Below are 24,891 nucleotides of genomic sequence, written 5' to 3' on the forward strand. Positions count from 1 at the left end.
CCACCGCCGCGCTCACAGGATCTTGTGCTCGTAGGCGAACGCGGTGGCCGCCGCGCGCGATGAGACGTCGAGCTTGGCGAAGATGTTGCTCACGTGGCGCTCGACGGTCCGCTCGCTCAGGACAAGCCTGGCCCCGATCGACTTGTTCGTCTGACCGGCGGCGACGAGGCGGAGCACCTCCAGCTCTCGAGCGGTCAGTCCGTGCGGCGCGCGGGAGCCGGCACGCCCGGTTCGCGCGTCGATCGAAGCGACGTTCGGCGCGGCGCCGAGGCTCGCGAAGGCGCCGCGCGCGGCCTCCCGCTCCATCATCGCCGCCTCGTCGTCACCGAGCGCGAGGCACGCCTGCGCGATCAGGACTCGCGCGCGAGCGGCTTCGTATGGCGCGCCGAGCTCCTGCCATGCCTCCCATGCGCGCCGCAGCAACACCAGTGCTGGCTCGGGATCCCCTTGAGCGAGGTCCACGGCGCCCTTGGCGTAGAGCACGGCCGCATCGAGCATCCCGGCCTCGTAGTCAGCCGCGATCTCCGCGAGTTCCAGGCAGGCGCTCCGCGCCGCCTCCATGTCGTCGACCGCCAGCGCGATCTCGATCACCGCGGGCAGCAGCGCGGCACGCCCCGGGCGATCTCGCGTCTCTCCGAGCGCGCGCTGGATCGCCGCGGCCGCGGCGTCGGTGTTCCCCTGCGCGAGCCGCAGGAGAGCGAAACCCGGCTGGGGCTCACGCCCGTGACCGCTCGCCTCCCGGTATGCCTGCTCGGCCGCGGCAAAGCTCCCCCGTAACCGATGTAGGTCTCCCTGTAGGTAGGCGGCTTGGCCCGCCGCCCGCCGGTTCTGTGCCTCGAGACATCGCTCGACCGCCCGTCTCGCCTCCCTCAGGGCCTCCATCCAGGCGCCCCGCAGACCAAGGATCTCCGTCCGGTGCACGAGGCAGCGGCCCGAGAAGGCCACCATGTCGGACTGCTCGCGACACCATGCCGCCAGCGCCGCGGTCCACTCCTGCGCCCGGCGGAGATCGAAAGCCGCCTGACACCCCATGATCACCCCGCAATAGACGATGCCGCTGACGATCGGCGAGAGCTCTCCAGTGGTGACGGCGACCATCGACTCATCGAGCAGCGCAAGACCATCCTTGACCTGGCCGGCGCAGACGAGGAGATGCCCCTGCGAATGAACGGCCAAGGCCAGTAGATCGGCATCGCCGAATCGCTCGGCAACGGCGGCCGCCTCGGCGGCCGTCGCGATCGCCGCACTCAGATCGCCGGTGGCCTCCTGCTCGAACATCCGCGGTATCAAGAGGTAGCCCTGCTCGACGCAGTCGCAAGGCTCGCGCTCGATGAGCCGTCGCGCCCGGCCCAGCCACCCACTCGCGCGACCCATCTCGCCCCGCTGGGCGAGGTTCATGCCGACCCAGAGCGCGCAGCGGGCGGCGCGCAGCGCCTCCCCAGCATTGAGGTGTGCCCGATGCGCGCGGCTCAGCGCCCCGAAGTACTCGTCTTCGCGACCGACCATGTAGGCGGCCGTTGCCAGCAGCTCGAGGTCGTCGGCCGGCAGCGCCGCTTCGCGATCGGCGCCCGAAAGGGCCGCGTAGGCATCGGCCCATGCGCGATCTGCGTAGAACTCGCGGCCCTGTTCAACCTCGGCGACGGCGTCCACCTTCGGTCACAATTGTCGCCGAGCGAGGTCGAGCCGTCAACGGGCGGCAACCCGCGGAGCTCTGCTCGGAAGATGCGGCCGATCATCTTGCGCGCGCCAGCGGTCGTCCCACCGAGTGTCGCCGAGCGACTGTTTGCGTGACCGCACACTCCGCGCGCTTTTGCACTGTCGCTACTCGCGCAATGGAGGGCGGGCGGCGGGACACACGCGGTGGCGGCGGCGAGGCGGACGCCATCGGCGGCGAAGGCCGCATCGCGCTTAAGCACGCTGAGATCCCTCTTGGAATCGGTGTGGACCAGAGGGGACAGCGCGCGCACGGCGCTCGTGCGGTCGCGATGTAGGGTGCCGCGAGCACTTAGGCGAGCGAGGAGCTGGAGATGGTCAGCGAGACTCCGGTGTTGATCGTTGGCGGCGGGCCGGCAGGGCTGGCGGCGTCGTTGACGCTCTCGCACCTCGGCATCGGGTCGATGCTCGTCAACAAGTACCCGGGCACGCTCGAACACCCGAAGGCGGTCGGGCTCATGCAACGCACCGCGGAGCTCTTGCGCTTGTGGGGAGCGGAAGACGAGATGCGCAGCCGGGGTGTCCCACGCGAGTTCTGCGATCGCATGGTCTGGACGACGACGCTGTCCGCCGACGAGCTGGGCCGCACCGAGACGGTAGAGCCCGATGACACCGCGTCGGAGCCGCAGAGTCCGACGATGGGGCTGCGCTGCCCGCAGAACATCACGGAGTCGGTGCTGCGCGATCGCGCCCAGAGTCACGACCTCGCCGACCTGCATTACGGGTTCGAGATGACTGGCTTCGAGCAGGACGCCGACGGGGTGACTGCGACGATCGTCGCCCGCGACGGCGGCGCCCCGAGCACCGTCCAGGCCCGGTACATGATCGCGGCGGATGGCAACGACAGCGCGGTGCGCCGCGCGTGCGGGATCGGTCGGGCCGGCGATGCCGACATGGGCCACTTCGTCAACATCTTCCATCGCGCCCCGCTTGGCCCGCTCGTGCGCGACCGGCCCGGCTGGTCCTACGCCGTGATCACGCCCGAGCTCACCGGCTCGTTCGTGACGATCAACGGCGACGACGTCTGGCTGTTTCACGTCAACCTCGCAGCGGGCGAGACCGTGGAGGACTTCACGCAGCAGCGCTGCGTGGACACGGTCCGTCATGCCGCCGGGATCAACGATCTTGACGTGGACCTCATCAGCATCAAGTCGTGGATCCTGGGCGCCGAGCTGTCCACAGCCTTTCGCGATCGGCGGGTGCTGCTCACCGGTGATGCGGCGCATCGCACGACGCCCGACGGCGGGGTGGGGATGAACACCGGCCTGCACTCCGCGCACAACCTGGCGTGGAAGGTGGGCGCGGTGGTCTCCGGATGGGCGGGCGCCGGCCTTCTGGACACCTACGAGATCGAACGCCGGTCGGTGGCCGAGACGAACGTCGCCTACAGCGCCAACCGCGGCAGCGGCATCATGAAGATGATCGAGGCTGTGCGGGCCGGTGATCTGGACACGGTTCGCGCGGGCATCGCCGCCCGGCCGCCAGGTGGGAGGCAAGGCATGGACCTCGGGTTCCGCTACGAGGCGGGTGCCGTGGCACCCGACGGCACCGCGCCGCCCCAGGTCGAGAACCCTGTGGCCGACTACGTGCAGAACGCATGCCCTGGCGGCCGCGCGCCGCATCTGTGGGTGAAGCGCGACGGGGCGCGGATGTCGACTCTGGACGCTTTCGGCGGCGGGCTGGTGCTGCTGGCCGCGTCCGACGGCGCAGCAGCGTGGCGGGCTGCGGCGGATCACGCCGCCGTGGGCAGCAAGGTGCCGGTCGAGGTGCTCAGCGTGGGGGCCGCCGGAGAGCTGCAGGTGCCCGCCGGCCGCTTCGAGACGCTCTACGGCGTTGAGCCCGACGGCGCGGTGCTGGTGCGCCCGGATGGTTTCGTCGGCTGGCGCGCGCAACACGCAGGCGATGCGCCGGCCGAGGCCCTCGACAGCGCATTGGCGACGATCCTCAAGCTCTGAGGCGATCCGCGCCGTGTGCCGCGCCGGGCGCGCTGCGTCTCGGGCGAGAGCAGCGTGCCTCGGCCCAGCGCGCGCGTCCAGGTGTGCAGGTCTCAGAGCGTGGAGATCATCTGGCCGGCGGTGGCGACGAACGCCGGACTCCAGGACGTCGCGTCGAGCGCGGCGCCGTGCTGCTCATCCGCCCTGGGGAAACGCCCGCTATCCACCGTCTCGCGGACGGATCCCGAGGCCGTTCGCGGCAACGAACAAGGCAAGGAGGCCGATGGTGGCGACCTCGAGCACGATCGAGAACACGATCGCTTCGCGGTAGCCCTGCTCCGTGAAGCCGAACAGGCCGCTGTTCTCGCTGACCAGGAGTCCCGCCAGCGAGCCCGCCGCCAGCCCGATGCCCCCGAGCGCGAGCAGCGCCAACACCGCCGGGGCACGGCGACCGGTGAACCGCTCGACGGGCGCCAGGAGTCCGAGGGTCACGAGAGTCGCCGACGCGAAGTTCAGCACGAACAGCACGCCAATCGTTGGAATCTCCGCATAGAAGTCGACGTAGTACTGCTCGATGTGATCGACTCCCACCCCGAGCAGCGCGAGGGCGCCGAGGTAGCGCCCCAGCCGCGCCACCGTGGCGCGACTGGGGGGCGGCCCGAACCAGCCCGTCTGGCGATGTCCCCGGCGGGAGGGCGCTGTGCCGGCCCGGCTAGTCATTGTCGATCCCGTTGCCGGTCGTGGCGACCACGTCCCAGGCTGCGCCGAACTGATCGAGGCCCTCGCCGGTGGTGTCCCCAGGCTTCCGGTCGCCGGCGTAGTAGTAGAGCGGATGGCCGTTGTAGGCCACTTCGGTCTGGCCGTCTTTGCGCTTGGTCGTCGCGAGCTTCGAGGCGACGATGCCCGCGCTGGCCTTGGGGCTGCCCGACACGGTCAGCGGCGGCCAGAGGCTGGCGCAGGCGCCGTAGCAGGTGCTGGCCGTGCCCGTGTCCTTCTCGAACAGATAGAGCGAGCGGCCCTGCGAGTCGACCAGGATGCGCCCGAGCTTGGTCGTCCTGATCTGAACCGTGCCGGAGGCCGACGGCGCGGCCGTCCCCTGGCTGGCGCCCGCTGGGGCGGACGTATGGTTGGCGTCGTGGTTGGCGCCGCCGCCACCGCAGCCGGCGATTACGATCGCGAGCACGGCAGGGATCAGCGCGAGCAGTGAGCGTCTCATGCGCGTTCGAACTCCTTGTCTAGACGGGAGCGCGGCGGTCGAGCGGCCGCTCGGGCGGCCAATCCGCGGCGTCCTGTGTCAAACACTCAAGACACCACCCCTGGTCGTTTCCTTCCCGCTGGGCGCTGCAATGGGCCGCACCCCGTCAATCCGGCCGCCCCCGAGGCGAGAGCATTTACCCCGTCGACCCGTCGAAGGTGTTGACGCTCAGATACCCCCGACGGCCCCGCCTAGCGCCAGGAACAAGTGCCGCAATGCCTGCGGGTAGATCCAGAGCAGCCAACGCCGGCTCTCGAGGTCGAGCATGCGCGCTTCGGTGGCGTCGGAGCGGGGACGCCTGCGCGCGACGGTCCAGGTACGGGACTGGGGGCGACGACGGATGCGCGGCGCGGGGCTCGTGAGCGATCATCGACGTCTTCAACAACAACAGGCGAGGACACCATGAAGATCGTGGTCATCGGTGGGAGCGGGCGCGTAGGCGGCAACGTCGTGCGCCGACTGGCAGCGCAGGGCCATGACCCGGTGCCGGCCTCACCCGCGACGGGCGTCGACACCATCACCGGGGAGGGCCTTGCCGACGTGATGCTGGGTGCTGACGTCGTCGTCGACGTGTCCAACGCGCCGGTCTGGGACGACGATGCGGTGCGGGAGTTCTTCACCACCTCGACGCGCAACATGCTGGCGGCGGAGCGCGACGCCGGCGTCGGTCACCATCTCGCGTTGACGATCGTCGGGGCCGACCGCCTGCCCGACAGCGGCTACCTGCGCGCCAAGGTCGCCCAGGAGGCCGAGATCGAATCCCGGGCCATCCCCTACACCATCCTGCGCGCCACGCAGTTCTTCGACTTCCTGGCCCAGATCGTCGAGGCCGGCGCCGAAGGCGACAGCGTCCGGCTCTCGGCCGGGCTGATGCAGCTCGTCGCCGTAGATGATGTCGCGGCGACGCTGGCCGAGCTCGCGATCGGCGCGCCGGTCGGTGGCCGCGTCGAGCTCGGCGGGCCCGAGGCGCTGGGCATCGACGCGTGGGCGCGGCGCCTGTTCGCCGCCACCGGGGACGCGCGGACGGTCGTTCCCGACTCGCACGCGCGCTACTTCGGAACCGAGCTCAAGGCCGGCGAGCTGACGCCCGGCGCGGGCGCCCGCATCGGGAAGGTCGACTTCGATACGTGGTTCGCCGCAAACCAGCAGGAGGCCAGCTGAGATCACGCTCGACTGAGAGCGCGGCCCTGATCGCCGAGCGGCAGTGCGTCAACTCAGCGCGGGTCACGGACGTCTGGCCGCTGAGCTGATCCTGGCGTCGCCGTGGCGGCGAGCGCGCGCGCTCATTCCGTGCGCGGGCACGGGACGGTGTAATCGCGCCGGACGACAGGCGACCGCTTGGCGAACCCTGCGACGAGGGAGGATGATGCGCCGATGTCTGCGAGCCTGAGACCCCGACGCGTCCTGGTCACGGGCGCCGCGTCGGGCATCGGCGCGAGCACGGCCGCCCGATTTCGCGCAGCGGGCGATCGCGTCGCGGGCGTGGACCGCGATGCCGAGGCGTTGCAGATGGTCGAGCTCGACGTGCGCGCGACGGGCGATGTCAGCGACGAGGGGTCCGTGCGAGCCGCCGTCGACGAGACGGCCCGCGCGCTCGGGGGACTCGACGTCCTCGTGAGCGCGGCCGGCGTGGCCGGCCGGGGCAACGTGGCTGACCTCGACGCCGCGGAGTGGGATCGCGTGTTCGCTATTAACGTTCGTGGGCTCTTCCTCACCGCCAAGCACGCCATCCCCCATCTGCGCAACGCCGGCGGCGGCTCGATCATCAACCTCGCCTCCCAGTTGGGACTGGTGGCCGCGCCCGACGCCGCCGCGTATTGCGCCTCCAAGGGGGCCGCCATCCAACTCACCCGGGCCATGGCCATCGACCACGCCACCGACGGGATCACGGTCAACGCCATCTGTCCCGGACCGACCGCCACGCCCATGCTCGACGCCTACTTCGACGGCAGCGACGACCCGGATGCCGAGCGCGCCGACTTTGAGGCCACGATGCTCACCGGCCGCTTCGTGCAGCCGGAGGAGATCGCCGAGGCCGCCTTCTATCTCGCCCATCCGGCCGCGCGCTCGACGACCGGCGCAGTGTTGGTGGTGGACGCCGGCTACGTGATCCGCTGAACGCCGCGCCGCACCGGCGCCATCAGGTGCTTATCGAGTGGGCCGATCAGGAGGACGTGGCCCCTGGCAGGCCGCCAGCAGCCACCGCCACCGCCGGCGCGGCCAGCCCCGAGAACAACGACGGCGACGGCACCGCGGCGGCGACGACGAGCGACAGTCATGGTGCGGACGTCTATCAGCCCAACAGCGTCGCGGGGCGATCGACCAGCATCGCTCGCACCTCGTTGAGCGTGAGGCCCTCGCCGACCAGATCCCGCGCGAAGCGCGCCAGCCGGTCCGGGTAGTCGCCGTTGGCCGGTTGGCCGAGCGGCCAGACCGTCTTCATCAACGGCGGCTTCACCAGCCGCGAACCGATGACCGAGGGCTCCCAGCTGGTGGGACCACGCGCTCGTTCGGCGGTCGCCACCCCGAACGAGCGCGTCGTTCGCGGTTCGCGACTCCGCACCACAGCTTGACTGTTCGCAGATGAGCCGCCGACAGTCTTGCCACCGGACGAGGATCATCCGCGCGGCCAAGCGTTCTACTGGCCGGACTTGCATAGGCAGAGCATGGTCCGTCGTAGCGCCCTGTTCGCGGGAGGTCGGCATCATCACTCGAGCTATGTGGCGGATGTACCGCCGGAGGACGTGAAGCTCATGGTCCGCCCTTGCGCCGACCGCTCCCCGAGTCCTGTCCTGCTCGTCGCGGCGGTGGGTTGTGCCCTCGTTCTCGCGTTGACGGGCTGTCGCAGATCCTCGGACATGCGCGCCGCCGTGGCGTCGCCCGCGGGCTCGACGTACACGTTGATGCAGATGAACCTGTGTCTGTCCGGTCTGGCCGTGTGCTACACCAAGGTGGCATACCCGGCGGTGGTGGAGGAGGCAGTGGCGCGCATCCGCAAAGCGCACCCGGACGCGGTCACGTTCAACGAGGCCTGCCGGGGTGACGTCGCGCTGATCGCCCGGCGGACCGGTTACCACCTGCGCTTCGCGAGGGTGATCTACCTCGGCAAGCCCTTGACCTGCATCCAGCCGGGGGGCCGCGGACTCTTCGGTGACGCGGTTCTCACCAAGGCAGCCATCGAGAGCACGGGCAGCAGGCCTTTCGAAGCACAGGCGGGCATCGAGCGGCGCGGGTGGCTATGCGTGACCACCCGGGTCGACGTCGACGTGTGCACCGCCCACCTCGCCAGCGGCGAGATCGAGGAGGTGGCTGCAAACGACCCGCAGTGCAACGAGCTCGGGTCGCTCCTCGCACGTCGCGCGGTCGCCCGCACAGTCATCTTCGCGGGAGACGTCAACCGTCGCTCGTCCTGCGCCCCCGGGGGCTTCTGGACACGTACCGACGCGTTGGCCGAGCAGGACAGCGGGCGTCAGCACGTCTATGGAACGGGCGCGCTCCGCTCGCCGTCGGCCCAGGTGTTGCACACCACCCACACGGACCATGAAATCCTGCTCGTCCGCGCGCACCTCGCCGCACCGCCATGAAATGCAAGGCCTCGCGCAGCGGCGCCCGACGGGCCCGAGGGTGCTCATCGCCGCCTACCGCGACGGTACCGTCGGCGATGGCGGTCATCGAGCGGGACCTCGGCAGAGTTGACGCTGATGTGCGCCCTCTTCAACATGTGGAACCGCTTCCCGCTCGAGTACGAGGGGGCGCTCGCAGCGGGGGTCGGTATCGAGAGGATGATGATCTCGACGTGGCCGCGGCTGAGGCGCTCGAGCGGGGTGACGACGCGCTAGGAGCCGGGCGCCCGCGAGACGGCGATCCTCATCGCCGCGATCCTACGCCGAGGCCATCTTGACTATGCCCGGCGCGACGCGGTGATCTCTTCCAGGCGCTGCGCGGACGCGACGAGCCACGCCTTGATGGCAGCGATCTCATCCGAAGCAAGGTCCTCTTCGATGGCGTCCTCGAGTCCTCGCACAACCGGCGTGGCTGCCGCCAATCGCTGCTCCCCTTCGGACGTCAGCATGACTTCGAGGATGCGGCCGTGCGTCGGGTGCGGGCGTCGCTCGACAAGGCCGGCCCGCTCGAGGGTCGCGAGCACGCCGTTCATCGCCTGAGGCGTCGTGTTGCAGGCCCGGGCGAGGTCGGCGCCGGACACACCGGGGTCTCTGGCCAGCACGCTGAGCACCGCATATTGAGCCCCGTTCAATCCATGGGCGCGCAGGGCCGTCTCCATGGCGATGCGAAAGGCCTGCCACGCCTGCCGCAATAGGTAGCCGCTGCGGCCGTCGACTCCCCGATAGCGCTCTCCGATCCGTGGACTGCTCACCCAGCGAGTGTATCAAGCCCTTGACAACATGTCAGGTCCCTGCCATGATCGCAGGGACTTTACATCCGAAGGATGGTCCGCTCCGGACCCCGAGAAGGGAGCAGCGATGACCGCTCAGCCAACGACCACAGCACGGATGACGCGAGCGCAGATGGACGCGCTCGTGGATGGCCACTACCGCGCCGAGGAGAGCGGCGACCTGGAGGCCATCGTCGACGGATTCACCGCCGACGCGCAGCACGATGTCGTCGGACGCCCCGGTGACGCCCTTCACGGCGGCGATCAGATCGCAGGTTTCTATCGAGCTCTGTTCGAGGAGATGCGCATCGACCGCTTCGAGCCCGTTCGACGCTGGTATGGCGATGACCACGTCGTCGACGAGTCGATATTGCACGCGACCGCGAATGGCCACCCTTTCGGACTCGAGGGTCGCGGACGACCGGTGCGGTCGCGGTTCCTGCATATCTTCGACTTCACCGACGGCCTGATCAGCCGGGAAAGCGCCTGGATCGACCTCGCCGCGATCCAGCAGCAGCTCTCTGACTGATCGCCCGGCGCGGGTGCCCAGGTCGCCGGTCAGGAGGTGTACGACGCGGGCGCGGCGGCAAGTGCCGGCCCCACCACTTCCATGCCCTGGGTCTCGCACGCGATCCGCGCGACCGCAACCCCGGTGCCCGTGCCGCCAGCGGCACGATCAGCCTGGTCCTGGGTCGACCGTGGCTGAGTTGTTGGCGGGCTGAGGGTCGGGGGTGCTGCTCGTAACGACGGCGGTGTTGGTCGCGCTCGGTCGGTGGGGGCCGCCGGGAGAAACCACCGTGATCTCCGCGGCCACGGAGCCGTGGGGGTACATGAATCCGGCTCGGCACGAGATCGTGCCGCCGTGCCCTCGTCGCGGCGGTGCGCAGACCATGTGATCCGGCCGGGTTCGGAGCGACAGGAACTTCGCCCCGGCGGGGAGTGAGTCCGTGATGACGACGTTCTCGGCTCCCGACGGACCCGCGTTGGTCGCCCCGACGGTGTAGGTCAGCAACCCCCCGGGCCCACCGGAGTGTGCGCGGGCGACGATGCTCGCGGCGAGATCGGCCGAAGGGATGGTCTGCCAATCCGGCGCTGAGGCTGCTTCATGCCCCAGATTGGTGACCGCCGACCCGTCGACGTTCATGGACATCAACCTGGCGCCGTGCGGTCCGGGCGCGTCATCCGAGTTGATGAACACGATCGTGCGGCCGTCGGGGGACCACGACGGCGCGACGTCGTTCGAGAGGTTGGCGCGGACAAGCGCGACCCCTGATCCGTCGGCGTTAGCGACGTACAGGTCCTCGGGGAAGAACATGCCGGGCGGCGGAGGGAAGTAGCCGCGGGCGCTGGAGAACACCAGCCGGCGGCCATCCGGCGACCACGCTGGATAGGAGTCGCCGGCCGGGTGATCGGTGAGCCGGGTTTCGCCGGTGCCGTCGGCGCGGATCGCGTAGATGTCCGTGTTGCGGTTGCGATCGCGCGCGAAGGCGATGGTGGTGCCATCGGGCGACCACGCCGGCCCGAAATCGGGTGCCGCGTTGGTCGTCAGTCGCCGCAGCTCGCCGCCGCCGGCGCTCACGACCCAGATGTCGGTGTTCCGGTCGCGCGTGCTCGTGAAGGCGATACGCGTGCCATCCGGCGACCACGTTGGCTCGGTCGACTCCTGGTTCGTCAGCGGCGTGACCCCCGACCCGTCCGCGTTCATGACGTAGAGGGTCGAGCGGGGGTAGACCACGGACCTCGCGAACGCGATCTTCGAGCCGTTCGGCGACCAGGCCGGATCGCCGTTCCTCGCTCCGCTGGTGAGGATCACCACGTCCGAGCCGTCGGCGTTCATGGTCGAGATCTGACCGAACAGCGCGACGGCGATCCTGCCGTTCGCTCCCGGGAACGCCGCGCCTGCCGTTGGCGCCCAGGTGAGCAGCGTCAGGACCGCGAGCGCGCTTGCCCAGGCCGCCGGCCACCGCGCACGTCGCAGCAGGTGCGTCGGCCAACCCGCGATCTCCATCGCCGGTCACTACGCGCGGCAAGTCGAGACTCTGACGCGCGAGCCGAGCCGAGCTCGTGGCACCGCTGTCCGCCTCCGCCGCGCCCCAGTCGCGGGTCTACCGGGCTCATGCACCTGCAGCCGGTTGCCGCATCACCGCCGATCCGCTCGTCGTGGCGGACGACGGATCGAACGGCGGCCGGGTCACCGTCTGCCCGGTCATCCCGCCGCGGCCGGCGACGGCGTCCAGCGTGATGTCGGCGTAGTCGGACTCGCAGAACAGCACCGGAAGCCCTGATGATCGCCCGGCGCGTCAATCTTCGAGTTGGCCAGACCAAACGCGAGATACGGCTCATCGATGAGCCATCACTCCTCGACCCAGGTGCCTACTGGCCATTGATGCGTCGGTTCACGAGCAGGGCCATCTGGGCGGAGAGCCGCCTATCCCTGCTCGCGGAAGTCGAGGCCGGTGAGTTCCGAGATTCGCGCGAAGCTCTAGTGCGAGACGGCGTTCGGCACGATTGCAGGCAGGCGGAAGCAGAAGCGCGGTCGAGGCGAAGCAGAGATCCGCCGATGAGTTCTGGCGACTGTGCCGGTCTATCAGGACGTACGCCATCGAGCCGCCGACTGGAGACCCACCATGACCAATCCCGGACATCCCGGCCGCATGCTGTTCGTGACCATCCCCGTCGCGGACCTCGAGCGCAGCAAGGCGTTCTTCGCGAAGCTCGGGTTCAGCTTCAACCCGCTGTTCAGCGACGAGACGGGCGCCTGCATGTTGGTCGGCGAGCAGGCCTTCGTCATGCTGTGCAGCCGCGAGAAGTTCGCGGAGCTCGCGAAGCTGCCGATCGCCGATCCGACGACCCACACGCTGGCGCTGTACTGCTTCAGCGTGTCATCTCGCGATGAGGTCGATGCGGTCAGCGCCGCTGCGCTTGCAGCGGGCGGCATCGAGGCGGATGGCGCGGAGGACTATGGCTTCATGTATTCGCGCAGCTTCTTCGACCTCGACGGTCACGGCTGGCAGGTGATGTGGATGGACCCGGCGGCGGTGGAGCAGGGCCCCGAGGCGTTCGCGGCGTCCGTGCAGGAGGCCGACGCCCCGGCCTGACCCACCATCACGTCCCGTACGACGCTCAGCTGGCGGCTCTCGCACGGACGAGCACCGGTACTGAGCTGGGCCACCACACCCCTCCGTCGCTTCGGGGCAGATCGAATCGTCAAGCCAATGCCGCGCCGCCTCTCCCAATTCGCGCCGAGCAGCAGTCGCCGCTCGAGCATTGCCACTGCCGCTCCTCGTCGAGGGTGTCGCACAAACCGGGGTGATGTCCGGTGGCGTCGGGACGATTTCGGGCATGGCGCAGAACTTCTTGTCGTGCGATCGCGAGCAGGAGTTGTTGCTACCGCCGAGCCTGCGTGAGTGGTTGCCGGAGGAGCACCTTGCGTGGTTCGTTCTCGACGCGGTGGCAGAGATGGACCTGGCGGCGTTCTACGCGGGCTATCGCGACGACGGGTGGGGCCGGGCGGCGCATGACCCGGCGATGATGGTGGCGTTGTTCGTCTACGCCTACGCGATCGGGGTTCGGTCGGCGCGGGCGATCGAGCAGCGCTGCCACGATGACGTTGCGTTTCGCGTGATCACGGCCAATCGGGTACCCGATCACGCGACCATCGCCAGGTTCCGTGTCCGGCACGAGGCGGCAATCGCCGGTTTGTTCGGTGAGGTGTTGGCGCTGTGCGCGCGCAGCGACCTGGTCAAGGTCGGCGTCGTTGCCGTCGATGGCACGAAGATCGCGGCGGCGGCCACGCATCACGCGACGCGCACCTACGAGCAGATCGCCCGCGAGATCCTCGAGGAGGCGGCGCGCATCGACGCGGCCGAAGACGAACTGTTCGGCGAGGCGCGCGGTGACGAGTTGCCGGAGGGCTTGCGCACCAGCGGCGACCGGCGCAAGGTGTTGCGCGAGGCCAAGCAGGCGCTGGAGGCCGAGCGCGCAGCGCAGGCCAAGAAGATCCCCCGCGACCGCGCCGAGCGGCTGGTCGAGTGCCGGCGCCGGCTGCGCCAGGACTGGGAGCTCGAGCGTCACGTCGTCTCAGAGCACGCGGCGTGGCATGCGGCCGGCATCGCCAGCGACGGCTCGCGGCGGATGACCGGGGCGCGCCACAACATCAAGCCTTATCCGCTCCCTGCCGAGCCGGCGGGCAAGATCAACGTCACCGACCCCGACTCGCGCAATCTCAAGACGACGCGCGGGTGGGTGCAGGGTTACAACGCCCAAGGCGTCGTCGGCGAAGGCCAGATCGTGCTCGCGGCCGAGATCAGCATCGAGTCACTCGACACCGCCAGCCTGCAGCCGATGGTCGAGACCACGCTGCACGAGCTGGCTGGCGCCGGGGTCAGCGAGACGCCCGGGGTGGTGTTGGCCGACGCCGGCTATTGGAAGAACGACGCGATCGACGCCATCGTCGCCCAGGGCATGCAGGTCCTCGTCGCCCCGGACGCCGATCGTCGCAAAGAGCCCCGCCCCGGACGGCGCGGCGGTCTCTATGACTTCACCCGCCGCGTCCTGGCGACCGACTTCGGCAAACAGCTCTACCTCAGACGCCAAGGCATCGTCGAACCCGTCTTCGGACAGATCAAAAGCAACCGCGGCGCCCGCCAGTTCTCCCGCCGCGGCCGGTCCGCCGTCAGATCCGAATGGCGGCTGCTGACGGCCACCCACAACCTCCTCAAGCTCCACCAACACCACCTCGCGGCCGCCTGAACGGCCGCGCACGCCGATCAGCGACATCATCGGCCGTCCGGGCCGATTGGCACTCACCGAAGTCGCGCCGACCGCCACCCTCACCGCCGCCGCACCGGACAGACTCGCGAGTTTCCGCGACACCCTCCGTCCAAAGCAGCAGTGAGCCGGCGCGGCACTCACGTGCAGGCTGACGCGCCCGGTTGGACGCCGTTCAGCTCATCGGCGTCGGTGAGTCGCTTCGTCGCGGCGCCGAAGCGCCTCTCGGTCGTCGCATCGTTGCGTCGTCATCGCCGTCTACCGTGCCGCGACGCGCTGCGTGCCCTTATGGTCTGCGGTGGAGGACGCGACCTCTTGCGCGCGGTACCACCGCACGGTTTGGTCGACGGCGTCGGTGAGGGGCGTGGCGCGCAGGCCGAGTTCGGTTTCGGCGCGGGAGGCGTCGACGATGAACGGTTCGTCGAACTCGTAGCGCATCTCGTTGATCTCGCGGATCGTTCGGTTGACGAGGCCGAGCGCGCGCATCTGCCACGCGGGCGTGACCTTCAGCCGCGGCCGGGTGCCGGCGGCCTGGTAGACGAGTGCGACCACGTCGCGAGTGGTGCGCGTCTCGGGGCTGGGTAGGTGCCAGACGCGTCCGAGCGCGTCGTCGTGTTCGCCGAGGCGGACGAGGTTTTCGCCGATGTCGGGGATGAAGGTGTAGGTGTGGGGCATGTCCGGGTCGCCCATCACCGAAGCGGTTTTGTCGGCGAGCGCCGGAGGGATCACCCAGTCGCCGATCAGCGACTGCTGGCCGGCGCGCGGCCCGAAGAAGTCCGACGCCCGGCCGACGGTGACCTGGACGCGCCCGGCATCGTGGGCGGCCATGAGGTCGCGGGCCATCTGGGCGCGGACGCGGCCCTTGCGGGTGTGGGCGTCGTAGCCGCGGTCCTCGGTGAACGGCCGTCCGTCGGCGCGCCCGTACATGTAGACGTTGTCCATCGCGACCAGGCGCGCATCGGTGGCCTGGGCGGCGGTGATCGCCGCTGCTTGCAGGCCGGGGAACTCCTGCGCCCAGCGGTGATAGGGCGGGTTCAGTGCCTGGTAGATGACGCGAGCGCCGTGCGTCGCCGACGCCGCGAAGGCGGGGTCGGCGACGTCCCCGGCCACGGACTGAACGTCCGCCACCGGTTCGCGCAGCCCGGAACGGTTGACGATGCGCACCGACTCGCCGCGTCGGGCCAGCGCCTCGGCGATGGCCATCCCGACGGCGCCGGCGCCGAGCACGACATGGTCGACGATCTCCATCAGCCGGCCTGGGTGCGGGCGGGGGTAAAGCGCGCGAGGAGGAGGCCGCTGAGCAGCGTGAACATGAGCGCGCCGCCGGCGCCGAACACGGTGAACTGGTCGTCGACGCCGATGCCGGTGACCGATGCCACGGACCAGCCGAGCGCGAAGAGGACCGGCATCGCAAGTGCCCACGGCAGCGCGAGCGCGCGGCGTCCCTGTCGCGCGAGGACGAGCCCTTGGGCGGCGCCGAGCGCCGCGCCGCTGACCAGTCCCATCACGGCCAGAGAGCCGAGGTCGGTGTCGTAACCGACCAGCGCGGCACCGGCCGCGAGCCCGACGGCGTAGCCGACGGCGCTGGCGCCGATCCACGCTGCCGCGCGCCCAAGCGCGCCCTTGGCGGCCCACCACTGGACGGCGCCCAGGCCGGCGGCGGTGAGCGCGCCTCCGACCAGCGCGGCGTCGATCGCGTCTACGCGTCCCCCGATCTTCCAGCCGATGTACCCGGCGATCGGGAAGGCGGGCCAGACGGCCATCCACCGCCAGCCAGGGAAGCGCGGCCGCTCGCGAGTAGCCGGAGCGGTGTCGAGTTCTGCGGGGGCGGCGCGCTGCGGGCGCGGCAGGGTCTGAGGGGTGGCCATGTCAGCTTTCCTTGGTGGTCGCGACGGGGGTCGGGCGGAGCCGGTGACGTCTCGGTCAGTACGCCGTCGCCGGTGTATTGGCGGGGCAGCAGGTTGCAGCGGCGCGGGCCGCGGTCCTTCGACCTGCACGTTGGGCAGCCAGGTCAGAGGTCAGGCCCGAGCCCAGCAGCGTCCCCGTCAAGCCCAGTGACACGAGCACTACCACGCCCCACACGGCCAGGACCCGCCAGGGCCGGCGGGTAGCGAACTGCGCGAGGCGCTGCGGGCCGAACCGGGATCCCGAACCCGGCGATCCCCAACCTTGGTCATGAGAGCCCCGTTCCCGGCTTCGGCGTCACCACGTTGCTTTCGGCGGTGTCGGGCGCCGACTCCTGGCCGCCCATGTCCAGGCGGAAGGGCGGGTACTTGTCAGTCATCAGCGCCGCGTAGGCGGCGACGCGGTAGCACCAGCGGTTCATCCCCATCACGAAGTCGAAGATGGCCTTGGGGTAGCGCCCGGTGAACAGCAACACCACACCGGCGATGCAGACCAGCAGGCCGATCAGGCCGCCGCCGGACGTCCATCCCCCGTTGTCGCTCATCGCGTTGAAGCCGGCCCACGCGCCCCCGGCGAACACGCCGACGATGAGGTACTGCGGTATCGCGAGCAGCCACCACTTGACGAGGGCCAGGCCGCGTGAGAGCTCCTGCGGGTACTCGACGTTTAGCCGCGCCGGGTAGTCCGGGACGTCGGCGAGCGTGAACGGCGGGTAGCGGTCGGTGCCGAGCGCGCTATAGGAGTAGAAGCCCACACGCCAGGACCAGCGCAGTACGCCGACGTTGAAATCGAAGATCGCGCGCGGGTAGCGGCCCGTGAACAGGATCGCGACGAGCGCGACCAACCACAACACGATGAACGCGATCCAGAGGAACACGAGCACGATGACGTGCGGGATCACCAGGACCCACTTAACCAGCCACTGCCAGCGGCTCAAGTGGCTATCAAGCTCGCCCTCTACCCGCAGTGGATACACCGATGTGTCGGCGTGCCCGTTCATGGCGCACTCCTCTCGAAACAGCATATGGGCGCCGAGCGGCGCCGTCGTTTTATAGGTCTCCCGAGGGCCACCTACGCTGCTGCTAGGAGCGCGAGCGTCGATCGAGGCGGGGCGGAATTGAGCCGTTCGTCGAGCTCCAGAAGTGCCGCGCACTGATCTGCTTCTACGACCTACCCTACTCCCTTGTGCGGGACCGCGCCAAAACCTAAACATTGCGGCGACTACTGCTTTCCATGCGTTGCGAGAGAGTCGCCCCCAGCTGCGCAGCGCTGCTGCTTTCGCGTGAAAGCAGGAGCAACCAGGTCGCCGCTCGTACATACGCCGCCGCTGGTCGTGTGGTGCGGGCCACGTAGGAGCACCATGAGCCGACCGCGCCGCCCGCCCAGCCGCCGCAACACGGTCACTCGTCAGCCTCCGCTGGGGAGCACTCGTTTGTCCTTGCCCTGTCCACCCGCCGAGCGGCGTCGGCTGTCGTGGGGAGAGATCGCGCGGCCCCGTGGTGACGTCGTCTCGTACGGGCCGCCGGGCTGATCGACTCGACTCGACCTAACCCCGGTCGCCGGTCTCGCGCAGGTAGTCGAGGAGCAACACACGGAAGGCGTCGGGCTGCTCGAGCGGCGCGAGGTGCCCGGCCTTGGGCAGGACCACGAGCCGCGCCCCGCGGAGTTGCTGCACAAGCGCTTCGGCGCCCACGCGGAAGTCCGCCATGTCGAGCTCTCCGACCGCGACCAGCGTCGGGATGTCGAGCGTCGAGAGCGCTGACGAATCGGGTTCCAGCGGATCCTCTGCGGGCGGAACGTCGTCGGCGCGGGCCGCCAGCTCGAAGGCGCGGCGCTGCATCGCCGCGATGCGATCACGCAGGGCGGGTGGCGCATCGGGCAGCGTCCAGGTGTCGACGACCGCGGCGACCGCGGCGGCGATGTCGCCGCGCGCGAAGGCGGATTCCTCCGCCTCCCAGGCCGCTTCGAGCTCAGCCGACGGTTCGACGCCGGGAGCGGGCGCAGAGATCAGCGCCAGAGCCGCGACACGCTGCGCAGCCACGGCGGCGACCCTCAGGGCGACGGCGCCACCGAACGAGTTGCCGACGAGCACCGCCCGGTCGACGTCCAGGGCGTCCATCGTGTCGAGAACCGCCGAATGGGGCGCGGCGCCGACGGCGGGTGCATCGCCGTGACCCGGGAGGTCCATCGCGATCGCGCGGTACCCAGCCTCGGCGATCGCCGGGAGCAGATCGGCCCACATCCCGCGATCCGCCACGCCGGCGTGCAGCAGCACCACCGGCGGCCCGGCGCCGACGTCGTCATGGGGCAGCATGCGTCGATCATCTCGCACCTGGGCCGGCGCGCTTGCCGGCCGCGGTCGTCGCGGCGCAGGCGTAGGGTTGTCGGCGTGGCCGCCCCTCAGCGCCGCCGACCCCCGCGCCGTCGCGGCCGTGCCAACAGCGACGCCGAGCGGCGTGCCCTGGCCAAGGCCGGCGGACGGCGGACGGGTCCGCCGCCGCGCGCACCGCGCCCCGGGTTCGCGGTCCTGTCGAGCGACGGCGGCTCTCGCGGCAACCCGGGCCCGGCGGCGATCGGCTACGTGCTCGTCGCCGCCGACGGCGGGCTGCTCGCCGCGCACGGCGAGGCGATCGGCGTCGCGGGGGCGACCGTCGCCGAGTACCGCGCGCTGCTGGCCGGCCTCGAGCACGCGCGCGGCCTCGGACTGGACCGCGTCGACGCGCGCTGCGACGCGCGCCTCGTCGTCGAGCAGGTCAGCGGGCGTCACGAGCCGGCCAACCCGCGCCTGCGCGAGCTGTGTCGCGCGGTTCGCGAGGCGGCGGAGCGCATCGGCACGGTGGCGTTCACATGGGTGCCGGCCGAAGCGAACGGTCGCGCTCACGCGCTGGTCGCCGACGCGCTCGCTCCCCGGCGCCATCGCTGGCCTCGGCGCTGTCTCGATCCGATCGGCGCCATCGCACAGTTGTAGGGGGGATCTGGGGCCGGCGATCAGACCGCCGAGTCGAGCAGTTCGGCGTGATGGTCCTCGGGCGGCCAGCCGTGGGCGTAGACGACCAGGTCCTCGTCGCCGTGGTTGACGCTCTGCAGGGGCGTGCCCGCCGTGACGTGGACGAGGCTGCCGGCCGGCACGTCCCGGCGCTCGGGCGGCTCGCCGAGGTAGATCGACAGCGTGCCCTCGAGGACGACGAACGTCTCGTCCTGGGTGGAATGCCGATGCCGCCTTCCTGCCGCGCCCGGCTCGTAGCGCCAGACGTTGGCCCGCACGTGCCGCATTCCCGCGACCTCGCTGAGCTCCGTGACGTGCCGGGCCGGCTCGCCGTCGGCGTGGGGGCGCGTCTGCCACGCCTGCTCGCGCGGCGTGATGACCCGGTGGCCCATGCCCGCCCGCGCGGCCTACGCCGCGGCGGCGGCCGGCAGCTCGTAGCGCCGGCGGATCTCGTAGAGCGTCGTGCGCTCGGCGGCGGCGCGCCCGGCCGCGTGGGCGGCGGCGATGAGCTCCGGCGGGTCGAGGCGGGTGCCGTGGTAGCTGCCGGCGAGGCGGCTGATGGACTCCTCCATGAGCGTCCCGCCGAGGTCGTTGACGCCCCAGCGCAGCGACTCGGTGGCGGTCTCGAGGCCCATCTTCACCCAGGACGCCTGGAGGTTGGTGATCGTCTTTCCGAGCGCGAGGCGGAAGACCGCGGTGTGCTTGAGGTTCTCCTCGCGGGAGATCTCCTCGACGCCGTGGGTGCGGCCGAGCAGCGTCTGGAACGGGATGAACGACAGCGGGACGAACTCGGTGAAGCCGCCGGTGCGCTCCTGCAGCGTGCGGATGACGCGCATGTGCTCGGCGAGCTCCCATGGCTCCTCGATGTGGCCGAACATCACGGTCGAGGTCGAGCGCAGCCCGGAGCGGTGCGACGCCTCGATGACCTCGATCCAGCGCGCGACCGGCAGCTTGTTCGGGCTGATGCGCTCCCGGACGCCGTCGTGCAGGACCTCGGCGGCGGTGCCCGGGGTGGACCCGAGACCGGCCTCGCGCAGCCGGGCGAAGATCTCCGGCAGCGGGCGGCCCGAGATGTCGGCGATGTGGGCGATCTCCATCGGGCTGTAGGCGTGCAGGTGCAGCTGCGCCGCCTCGTCCTTGGCGATGCGCAGGTACGCCAGGTAGTCGTCGAAGGACCAGTCGGGGTGGATGCCGGACTGGATGCACAGCTCGGTCGCGCCGTAGTCGACCGCGTCGCGGATGCGGCCCCGGAACTCGTCCTCGGGATGCTGATAGGCGTCCGGCGAGCGCTTGCCCTGGCCGAAGCCGCAGAACGCGCAGCCCACGATGCAGACGTTGGAGACGTTGATGTTGCGGTTGACGACGAACGTCACCGTGTCGCCCGCCAGCTCGGCGCGCAGCTCGTCGGCGGCCTGGCGCATGTCCTCGATCGCCTCCGGCCGGTTCTCGGCGAACAGCGCGGTCAGCTCGTCCTCGCTCAGCCAGTCCCCGTCGCGGCCCTTGGCGATCGCGGCGGGCACCAGGTCGCGCCGGATGACGCGTTCCTCGCGCCGGCCCGACGCCCCGCGCGGGATGAAGCTCCAGTACTTCGTCTTGACCACGTCGAGCACGCCCTGGGCCATCCACTCGCGGTCGAGGTACTGCGGGTAGACGCACAGCCGCTCGGTCAGCGCGTAGCCGAGCGGCGCCAGGGTCTTGCGGACCTTGTGCGGCGACGGGAACGGATGCTCGGGGCTGATGTGGTCGCCGTTGGCGCTCAGCCCGCCGAGGTCGGTCGCGCCGGCGGCGATCAGCTGCGGCCACCAGTCCGCGAGGTTCGGCGGGATCTGCACGCCGACGTCGGGCATCAGCCGCCGCGACTCCCCGACCAGCTCGAGCATGTCCTCGATGGTGATCTCGCACGCCCAGTCGGGCAGCGGCATCTGCGGGTGGGTCCCCAGGCCGGTGCGCCAGTACTCCTCGGCCGCCTCGGTGGCGATGTCGGCCGGCTCCTCGCCGTAGTAGCGGCGATGGGGGACGAAGTTCTGGAGGATGACCTCCTGCAGATGCCCATGCTCGGCGTGGACGCCGGCCAGCGCGGCGAGCGCGTCGAAGCGGTCCTGGCGCGACTCGCCGATGCCGACGAGGATGCCGCTGGTGAACGGGATGCGCAGCTCGCCGGCCGCGCGGATCGTGCCGAGCCGCAGCTGCGGGTCCTTCGTCGGGGAGCCCTGATGGGCGACCAGGTCCGGGCGCAGCGACTCGAGCATCAGCCCCTGCGACGCGGTCACCTCGCGCAGCCGCCCGAGATCCTCGCGCGACAGCGCCCCGAGGTTCGTGTGCGGCAGCACCCCGCGCTCCAGCGCCCGCTCGCACGCCCACGCCACGTAGCCGACGAAGTCGTCGAACCCGAGCTCGGCCAGCCGCTCGCGCACGCCGGCGTGGTAGCCGGGCTCGTCGCCGGTCAGCACGAGCAGCTCCTTGATGCCGCGGCGCGCCGCGCGGTCGATGAGCTGCTCGACCTCCTCGGGCGTGTGCAGGTGCGCGCGGTGCGTCGAGAACGCGCAGTACTTGCAGTGCGACACGCACGTCCGCGACAGCGACAGCGTCACGTTGCGGGAGAAGGTGACACGCCTCATGGCCGGAACGGTATCGGTCCGGCTTCCCCGGCCCGGCACCGTCGCGCCGGGCGCTCGTGAAAACCCCTACCGGGGCGCCATGCGCAGCGCGCCGTCGAGCCGGATCACCTCGCCGTTGAGCATCGGGTTCTCGGCGATGTGCGCGGCGAGGGCGGCGTACTCGGACGGCTGGCCCAGCCTCGAGGGGAAGGGCATCGACGCCCCGAGCGCCGCGCGCGCCTCCTCGGGCAGCGACGCGAGCAGCGGCGTGTCGAACAGCCCGGGGGCGATCGTGCAGACCCGGATGCCGAAGCGCGACAGGTCGCGCGCCGCCGGCAGCGTCAGGCCGACGACGCCGCCCTTGGAGGCCGAGTAGGCGACCTGGCCGATCTGGCCGTCGTAGGCGGCGATCGACGCGGTGTTCACGCAGACGCCGCGCTCGCCGCCCGCGTCGGGCTCGTTGGCGATCATCGCGGCGGAGGCGAGGCGCAGCGCGTTGAACGTGCCGACGAGGTTGACGGCGATCACCCGCTCGAACGGCTCGAGGGCGTGGGCGCCGCGCTGCGTGGCGATCCGCTCGGCGGAGCCGATGCCGGCGCAGTGCACCGAGATGCGCAGGCCCCCCGGCGCGTCCGCCGCGGCGGCGACCGCGGCCTCGAGCGTGTCGGGGCGCGTGACGTCGGCGGGGCGGAAGGCCGCGTCGCCGCCGAGCTCGGAGGCGAGCGCGCTGCCGCGCGCCTCGTCGATGTCGGCGATCACCACGCGCGCGCCCCGGGCGGCCAGCTCGCGCGCGGTCGCCTCGCCGAGTCCCGACGCGCCGCCCACGACGAGCGCCCCGCTGTCTTCGATTCGCATGGCGCGTCACGCTATCGGTGCACGGGTAGGGTCCGGCCCATGGAAACCTGGGACCTCACGCAGCTTGGTGTCGAGGCACATCAGCCGAAGGTGCTGCGCTCCGACGACGGCGCCGCACGTGCGATCGCGATCAACCTCCCCGCCGGCGAGATGCTGCAGGACCACGAGGTGTACGAACACGCGTGGGTGCACGTCCACCACGGCGAGGTGGAGATCGAGCAGGACGGCTCGACGACCACCGCGTCGGCCGGCTTCCTGGCCCACTTCGATCCGCACGAGCGCCACGAGGTCCGCGCGACGCAGGACGCCACCCTGCTGCTCATCCTCGCCCCCTGGCCGGGCGAGGGGCGCGACAAGAACTTCAACGCGTAGCGCGCGGCCCCGGCGCTACGCCCGCTCCGCCACCGTCACCGCGAACCACCCGCGCGGGTCGGTGGCGAGCTTGCGCAGCGTCAGGCCGGCCGCGGCGAGGTCCGCGGCGATCCGCTCGCTCGTGAACTTCGCACTGATCTCGGTGCGCAGCTCCTCGCGGTGGGCGAAGTCGACCTCCAGCCCGAGCGCGCCGATCGTCACCACCTGAGGCTCGAGGGCGCGCAGGCGCATCTCGACCCACTCGCGCCGGCGGTCGAAGAACGCGACGTGCTCGAACGCGCCGAGGTCGAAGTCGCCCCCCAGCTCGCGGTTGACGACCGCGAGCACGTTGCGGTTGAACTCGGCGGTGACGCCCGCGGCGTCGTTGTAGGCGGCCTCGATGATCGCCGGGTCCTTGACGAGGTCGGTGCCGAGCAGCAGCCGGTCGCCGGGGGCGAGCAGGCTGCCGATCAGCCGCAGGAACCGCCGCCGCGAGCCGGGTGGGAAGTTGCCGATGGTCCCGCCGAGGAACGCGACGGCGCGCCGCCCCGACGGCGCCGGCAGCCGGTCGAGGTGGCGCTCGATGTCGCCGACGACGCCGTGGACGTCGACGTCGAGGTCGGCCAGCTCGTCAGCCGCCGCGCGCACGACGGTCTCCGACACGTCGACCGGGATGTAGCGCGCGGCCTGACCCGCCTCGAGCAGGATGCGCGCCTTCGTCGTGGCGCCCGACCCGAGCTCCACGAGCTCGTCGACGCCCTCCATGAGCTCGGCGCCGCGGGTGCGCAGGATCCGCAGCTCGGTACGGGTCGGGTAGTACTCGGGCTGCTCGCAGATCAGGTCGAACAGCTCCGAGCCGTGCGCGTCGTAGAAGTGCTTGGGCGGCAGCTCCTTGAACGGCCGGGTGAGGCCGTCGTGGACGTCGTCGGCCAGCGAGCGCTCCTGGCCGGCCGCGAGATGGACGTCGACGGTCATCCGGTCCTCCCGGAGGTCGGGTTCGTCGGTTCGTGATCGGTCGCCAGGCGAAGGCCGGCGAAGAGCTGGCGCCGCTGGGGCAGGTCCCAGTTGCGGAACGTCGGGCCGGCGACGCGCGGGTGCGTGGCGCACGAGCCGCCGCGCAGGACGCGATAGCGGTCGCCGAAGAAGGGCTCGGAGTACTCGCGGTACGGGTACGCCCGGAAGCCCGGGTAGGCCAGGAACGCCGAGGCGGTCCACTCCCAGACCTGGCCGGGTCCATCCATGGGATCCAGGTCCCAGGTCGCCGCCCTCTCCCACTCGGCCTCGGTCGGCAGTCGCGCGCCGGCCCAGCGGGCGAAGGCGTCGGCCTCGAACCAGGAGACGTGGACGACGGGCGCGTCCGGATCTCCGGTGCGGACGCCTTCGGGACAGTCGCCGATGTCGTACTCCTCCTTCCACATCCACGCCTCGTGCGACCACCACGGGCGGCGCTCGTAGCCGCCGCCCTCGGTGAACGTCAGCCACGTCGCGTTCGTGACGGGGCGGCGGGCGATGCGGAAGGCGGCCAGGCTCACCAGGTGGCGAGGGCGCTCGTTGTCGTAGGCGAAGCCGTCCGGCCCGGCGCCCATCAGGAACTCGGCGGCGGGGAGGGCGATCCAGTCGTCGTCGCGCCCGGCCACGGGTGCCGGCACGCCGCAGCCGTCCGGCAGGGGCAGCCCGCCGAGGACCATCGTCTGCAGCATCGTCTCGGTGTGCTGCAGCTCGTGGCGCAGGACGAGCTCGTGCAGATCGGTGGCGCCATCGCGCGCGGTCACCGCCACGGTGCGTGCCCGGACGGCCTCCAGGTAGGCGAGCAGCTCGGCCCCGCGCAGGAACTCGAGGTCGCCGCGCACCGCACGCGGCGTCTCGAACGCGTCGTAGAGCGCGGCGAGGTCGGGCCGCAGCATGTCGAGGCCGCCGAGCCGGTGGGCGATCCACAGGTCCTCGTAGGCGGCGATGTGGCCGAGGTCCCAGGCGATGGGGCTCATGATCGGGTCGACGACCCGCTCGAGATCCTCGTCGCTCAGGTGCGCGACCAGCCCGAGTGTGCGGGCGCGCGCACCGTCCAGCGCCTCCCGCATCCCGGCCCGGCCGTCCAGGATCTGTGCCACCCCGACAACGTACAGGGCCGGTCG

Annotated in this window: 26 protein-coding genes; 10 read left to right on the top strand and 16 right to left on the bottom strand. The window is 70.9% G+C overall.

The window, feature by feature from the left end; all coding sequences use genetic code 11:
• Positions 1-12 precede the first annotated feature (12 nt).
• Complete coding sequence (locus DSM104329_RS06600) at positions 13-1,650, bottom strand: LuxR family transcriptional regulator (protein ID WP_259314607.1); 1,638 nt, start codon at positions 1,648-1,650, stop codon at positions 13-15.
• 377 nt (positions 1,651-2,027) lie between these two features.
• Here DSM104329_RS06600 and DSM104329_RS06605 point away from each other — a divergent pair, with 377 nt between their 5' ends.
• Positions 2,028-3,668 carry an FAD-dependent monooxygenase gene (locus DSM104329_RS06605; protein ID WP_259314608.1) on the top strand — a complete coding sequence of 547 codons (1,641 nt, stop codon included), beginning with the start codon at positions 2,028-2,030 and terminating at the stop codon, positions 3,666-3,668.
• A gap of 198 nt (positions 3,669-3,866) precedes the next feature.
• Here the strand turns inward: DSM104329_RS06605 and DSM104329_RS06610 are convergent, their stop codons facing one another.
• Both DSM104329_RS06610 and DSM104329_RS06615 read right to left on the bottom strand, forming a co-directional pair.
• A complete protein-coding gene (locus tag DSM104329_RS06610; RefSeq protein WP_259314609.1) occupies positions 3,867-4,283 on the bottom strand; it encodes a hypothetical protein in 417 nt (138 codons plus the stop codon).
• 76 nt (positions 4,284-4,359) lie between these two features.
• Positions 4,360-4,863, bottom strand: a complete 504-nt coding sequence (locus DSM104329_RS06615) for a COG4315 family predicted lipoprotein (RefSeq protein WP_259314610.1) — start codon at positions 4,861-4,863, stop codon at positions 4,360-4,362.
• Between the two features lie 441 nt (positions 4,864-5,304).
• Between DSM104329_RS06615 and DSM104329_RS06620 the strand changes: the two genes are divergently transcribed.
• On the top strand, positions 5,305-6,063 hold the full coding sequence (locus DSM104329_RS06620; protein WP_259314611.1) for an SDR family oxidoreductase: 759 nt from the start codon (positions 5,305-5,307) through the stop codon (positions 6,061-6,063).
• A 213-nt stretch (positions 6,064-6,276) separates the two neighbouring features.
• Positions 6,277-7,020, top strand: a complete 744-nt coding sequence (locus DSM104329_RS06625) for an SDR family NAD(P)-dependent oxidoreductase (protein ID WP_259314612.1) — start codon at positions 6,277-6,279, stop codon at positions 7,018-7,020.
• A 175-nt stretch (positions 7,021-7,195) separates the two neighbouring features.
• Here the strand turns inward: DSM104329_RS06625 and DSM104329_RS06630 are convergent, their stop codons facing one another.
• The gene (locus DSM104329_RS06630) at positions 7,196-7,426 is read right to left on the bottom strand and encodes a hypothetical protein (RefSeq protein WP_259314613.1); all 231 of its coding nucleotides are present in this window, start codon (positions 7,424-7,426) and stop codon (positions 7,196-7,198) included.
• A gap of 334 nt (positions 7,427-7,760) precedes the next feature.
• Here DSM104329_RS06630 and DSM104329_RS06635 point away from each other — a divergent pair, with 334 nt between their 5' ends.
• Positions 7,761-8,486 (top strand): endonuclease/exonuclease/phosphatase family protein, encoded by a 726-nt coding sequence (locus DSM104329_RS06635; RefSeq protein WP_259314614.1) that lies wholly within the window; start codon positions 7,761-7,763, stop codon positions 8,484-8,486.
• Positions 8,487-8,603: 117 nt separating this feature from the next.
• Complete coding sequence (locus DSM104329_RS06640; RefSeq protein ID WP_259314615.1) at positions 8,604-8,741, top strand: hypothetical protein; 138 nt, start codon at positions 8,604-8,606, stop codon at positions 8,739-8,741.
• A gap of 62 nt (positions 8,742-8,803) precedes the next feature.
• Here DSM104329_RS06640 and DSM104329_RS06645 read toward each other — a convergent pair whose 3' ends face one another.
• On the bottom strand, positions 8,804-9,277 hold the full coding sequence (locus DSM104329_RS06645) for a MarR family winged helix-turn-helix transcriptional regulator (RefSeq protein WP_259314616.1): 474 nt from the start codon (positions 9,275-9,277) through the stop codon (positions 8,804-8,806).
• 106 nt (positions 9,278-9,383) lie between these two features.
• Here DSM104329_RS06645 and DSM104329_RS06650 point away from each other — a divergent pair, with 106 nt between their 5' ends.
• Positions 9,384-9,824 carry a nuclear transport factor 2 family protein gene (locus tag DSM104329_RS06650; protein WP_259314617.1) on the top strand — a complete coding sequence of 147 codons (441 nt, stop codon included), beginning with the start codon at positions 9,384-9,386 and terminating at the stop codon, positions 9,822-9,824.
• Positions 9,825-9,971: 147 nt separating this feature from the next.
• Here the strand turns inward: DSM104329_RS06650 and DSM104329_RS06655 are convergent, their stop codons facing one another.
• Together DSM104329_RS06655 and DSM104329_RS06660 are read right to left on the bottom strand one after the other, a co-directional pair.
• Positions 9,972-10,874 (bottom strand): hypothetical protein, encoded by a 903-nt coding sequence (locus tag DSM104329_RS06655; RefSeq protein WP_407655870.1) that lies wholly within the window; start codon positions 10,872-10,874, stop codon positions 9,972-9,974.
• A gap of 535 nt (positions 10,875-11,409) precedes the next feature.
• Entirely contained in the window at positions 11,410-11,568 is a 159-nt protein-coding gene (locus DSM104329_RS06660) for a hypothetical protein (protein WP_259314618.1), read from the bottom strand.
• Between the two features lie 354 nt (positions 11,569-11,922).
• On the opposite strand from DSM104329_RS06660, the gene DSM104329_RS06665 reads away from it, so the two are divergent.
• Together DSM104329_RS06665 and DSM104329_RS06670 are read left to right on the top strand one after the other, a co-directional pair.
• On the top strand, positions 11,923-12,393 hold the full coding sequence (locus DSM104329_RS06665) for a VOC family protein (protein WP_259314619.1): 471 nt from the start codon (positions 11,923-11,925) through the stop codon (positions 12,391-12,393).
• Positions 12,394-12,637: 244 nt separating this feature from the next.
• Positions 12,638-14,047: a transposase gene (locus tag DSM104329_RS06670; RefSeq protein ID WP_259314620.1), complete on the top strand. Its 1,410-nt coding sequence runs from the start codon at positions 12,638-12,640 to the stop codon at positions 14,045-14,047.
• A gap of 276 nt (positions 14,048-14,323) precedes the next feature.
• Here the strand turns inward: DSM104329_RS06670 and DSM104329_RS06675 are convergent, their stop codons facing one another.
• From DSM104329_RS06675 to DSM104329_RS06690, 4 genes are all read right to left on the bottom strand, one after another.
• Complete coding sequence (locus tag DSM104329_RS06675) at positions 14,324-15,313, bottom strand: NAD-dependent epimerase/dehydratase family protein (protein WP_259314621.1); 990 nt, start codon at positions 15,311-15,313, stop codon at positions 14,324-14,326.
• Positions 15,313-15,933 (bottom strand): hypothetical protein, encoded by a 621-nt coding sequence (locus DSM104329_RS06680; RefSeq protein ID WP_259314622.1) that lies wholly within the window; start codon positions 15,931-15,933, stop codon positions 15,313-15,315. The genes DSM104329_RS06675 and DSM104329_RS06680 overlap by 1 nt, the downstream gene beginning before the upstream one ends.
• Positions 15,934-16,238: 305 nt before the next feature.
• Positions 16,239-16,970, bottom strand: coding sequence for a DUF4389 domain-containing protein (locus tag DSM104329_RS06685; RefSeq protein WP_259314623.1), 732 nt, complete (start codon positions 16,968-16,970; stop codon positions 16,239-16,241).
• Between the two features lie 546 nt (positions 16,971-17,516).
• The gene (locus tag DSM104329_RS06690) at positions 17,517-18,284 is read right to left on the bottom strand and encodes an alpha/beta fold hydrolase (RefSeq protein ID WP_259314624.1); all 768 of its coding nucleotides are present in this window, start codon (positions 18,282-18,284) and stop codon (positions 17,517-17,519) included.
• Positions 18,285-18,359: 75 nt separating this feature from the next.
• Between DSM104329_RS06690 and DSM104329_RS06695 the strand changes: the two genes are divergently transcribed.
• A complete protein-coding gene (locus DSM104329_RS06695) occupies positions 18,360-18,938 on the top strand; it encodes a reverse transcriptase-like protein (protein WP_259314625.1) in 579 nt (192 codons plus the stop codon).
• 20 nt (positions 18,939-18,958) lie between these two features.
• Here the strand turns inward: DSM104329_RS06695 and DSM104329_RS06700 are convergent, their stop codons facing one another.
• The 3 genes from DSM104329_RS06700 to DSM104329_RS06710 all read right to left on the bottom strand — a co-directional run bounded on the left by DSM104329_RS06700 (position 18,959) and on the right by DSM104329_RS06710 (position 22,408).
• The gene (locus DSM104329_RS06700; RefSeq protein ID WP_259314626.1) at positions 18,959-19,348 is read right to left on the bottom strand and encodes a cupin domain-containing protein; all 390 of its coding nucleotides are present in this window, start codon (positions 19,346-19,348) and stop codon (positions 18,959-18,961) included.
• A 15-nt stretch (positions 19,349-19,363) separates the two neighbouring features.
• Positions 19,364-21,574 carry a 5-amino-6-(D-ribitylamino)uracil--L-tyrosine 4-hydroxyphenyl transferase CofH gene (gene cofH / locus DSM104329_RS06705; protein WP_259314627.1) on the bottom strand — a complete coding sequence of 737 codons (2,211 nt, stop codon included), beginning with the start codon at positions 21,572-21,574 and terminating at the stop codon, positions 19,364-19,366.
• A 66-nt stretch (positions 21,575-21,640) separates the two neighbouring features.
• Positions 21,641-22,408, bottom strand: a complete 768-nt coding sequence (locus DSM104329_RS06710; RefSeq protein ID WP_259314628.1) for an SDR family NAD(P)-dependent oxidoreductase — start codon at positions 22,406-22,408, stop codon at positions 21,641-21,643.
• A 39-nt stretch (positions 22,409-22,447) separates the two neighbouring features.
• Here DSM104329_RS06710 and DSM104329_RS06715 point away from each other — a divergent pair, with 39 nt between their 5' ends.
• Positions 22,448-22,780, top strand: a complete 333-nt coding sequence (locus tag DSM104329_RS06715; protein WP_259314629.1) for a cupin domain-containing protein — start codon at positions 22,448-22,450, stop codon at positions 22,778-22,780.
• Positions 22,781-22,795: 15 nt separating this feature from the next.
• On the opposite strand, the gene egtD is transcribed toward DSM104329_RS06715, so the two are convergent.
• Both egtD and DSM104329_RS06725 read right to left on the bottom strand, forming a co-directional pair.
• Complete coding sequence (gene egtD, locus DSM104329_RS06720) at positions 22,796-23,734, bottom strand: L-histidine N(alpha)-methyltransferase (RefSeq protein WP_259314630.1); 939 nt, start codon at positions 23,732-23,734, stop codon at positions 22,796-22,798.
• Positions 23,731-24,867 carry an SUMF1/EgtB/PvdO family nonheme iron enzyme gene (locus tag DSM104329_RS06725; RefSeq protein WP_259314631.1) on the bottom strand — a complete coding sequence of 379 codons (1,137 nt, stop codon included), beginning with the start codon at positions 24,865-24,867 and terminating at the stop codon, positions 23,731-23,733. Before DSM104329_RS06725 ends, egtD begins: the two co-directional genes overlap by 4 nt.
• Positions 24,868-24,891 lie beyond the last annotated feature (24 nt).

Origin of the sequence: Capillimicrobium parvum (assembly GCF_021172045.1) — a bacterium.
Lineage (GTDB): Bacteria > Actinomycetota > Thermoleophilia > Solirubrobacterales > Solirubrobacteraceae > Capillimicrobium > Capillimicrobium parvum.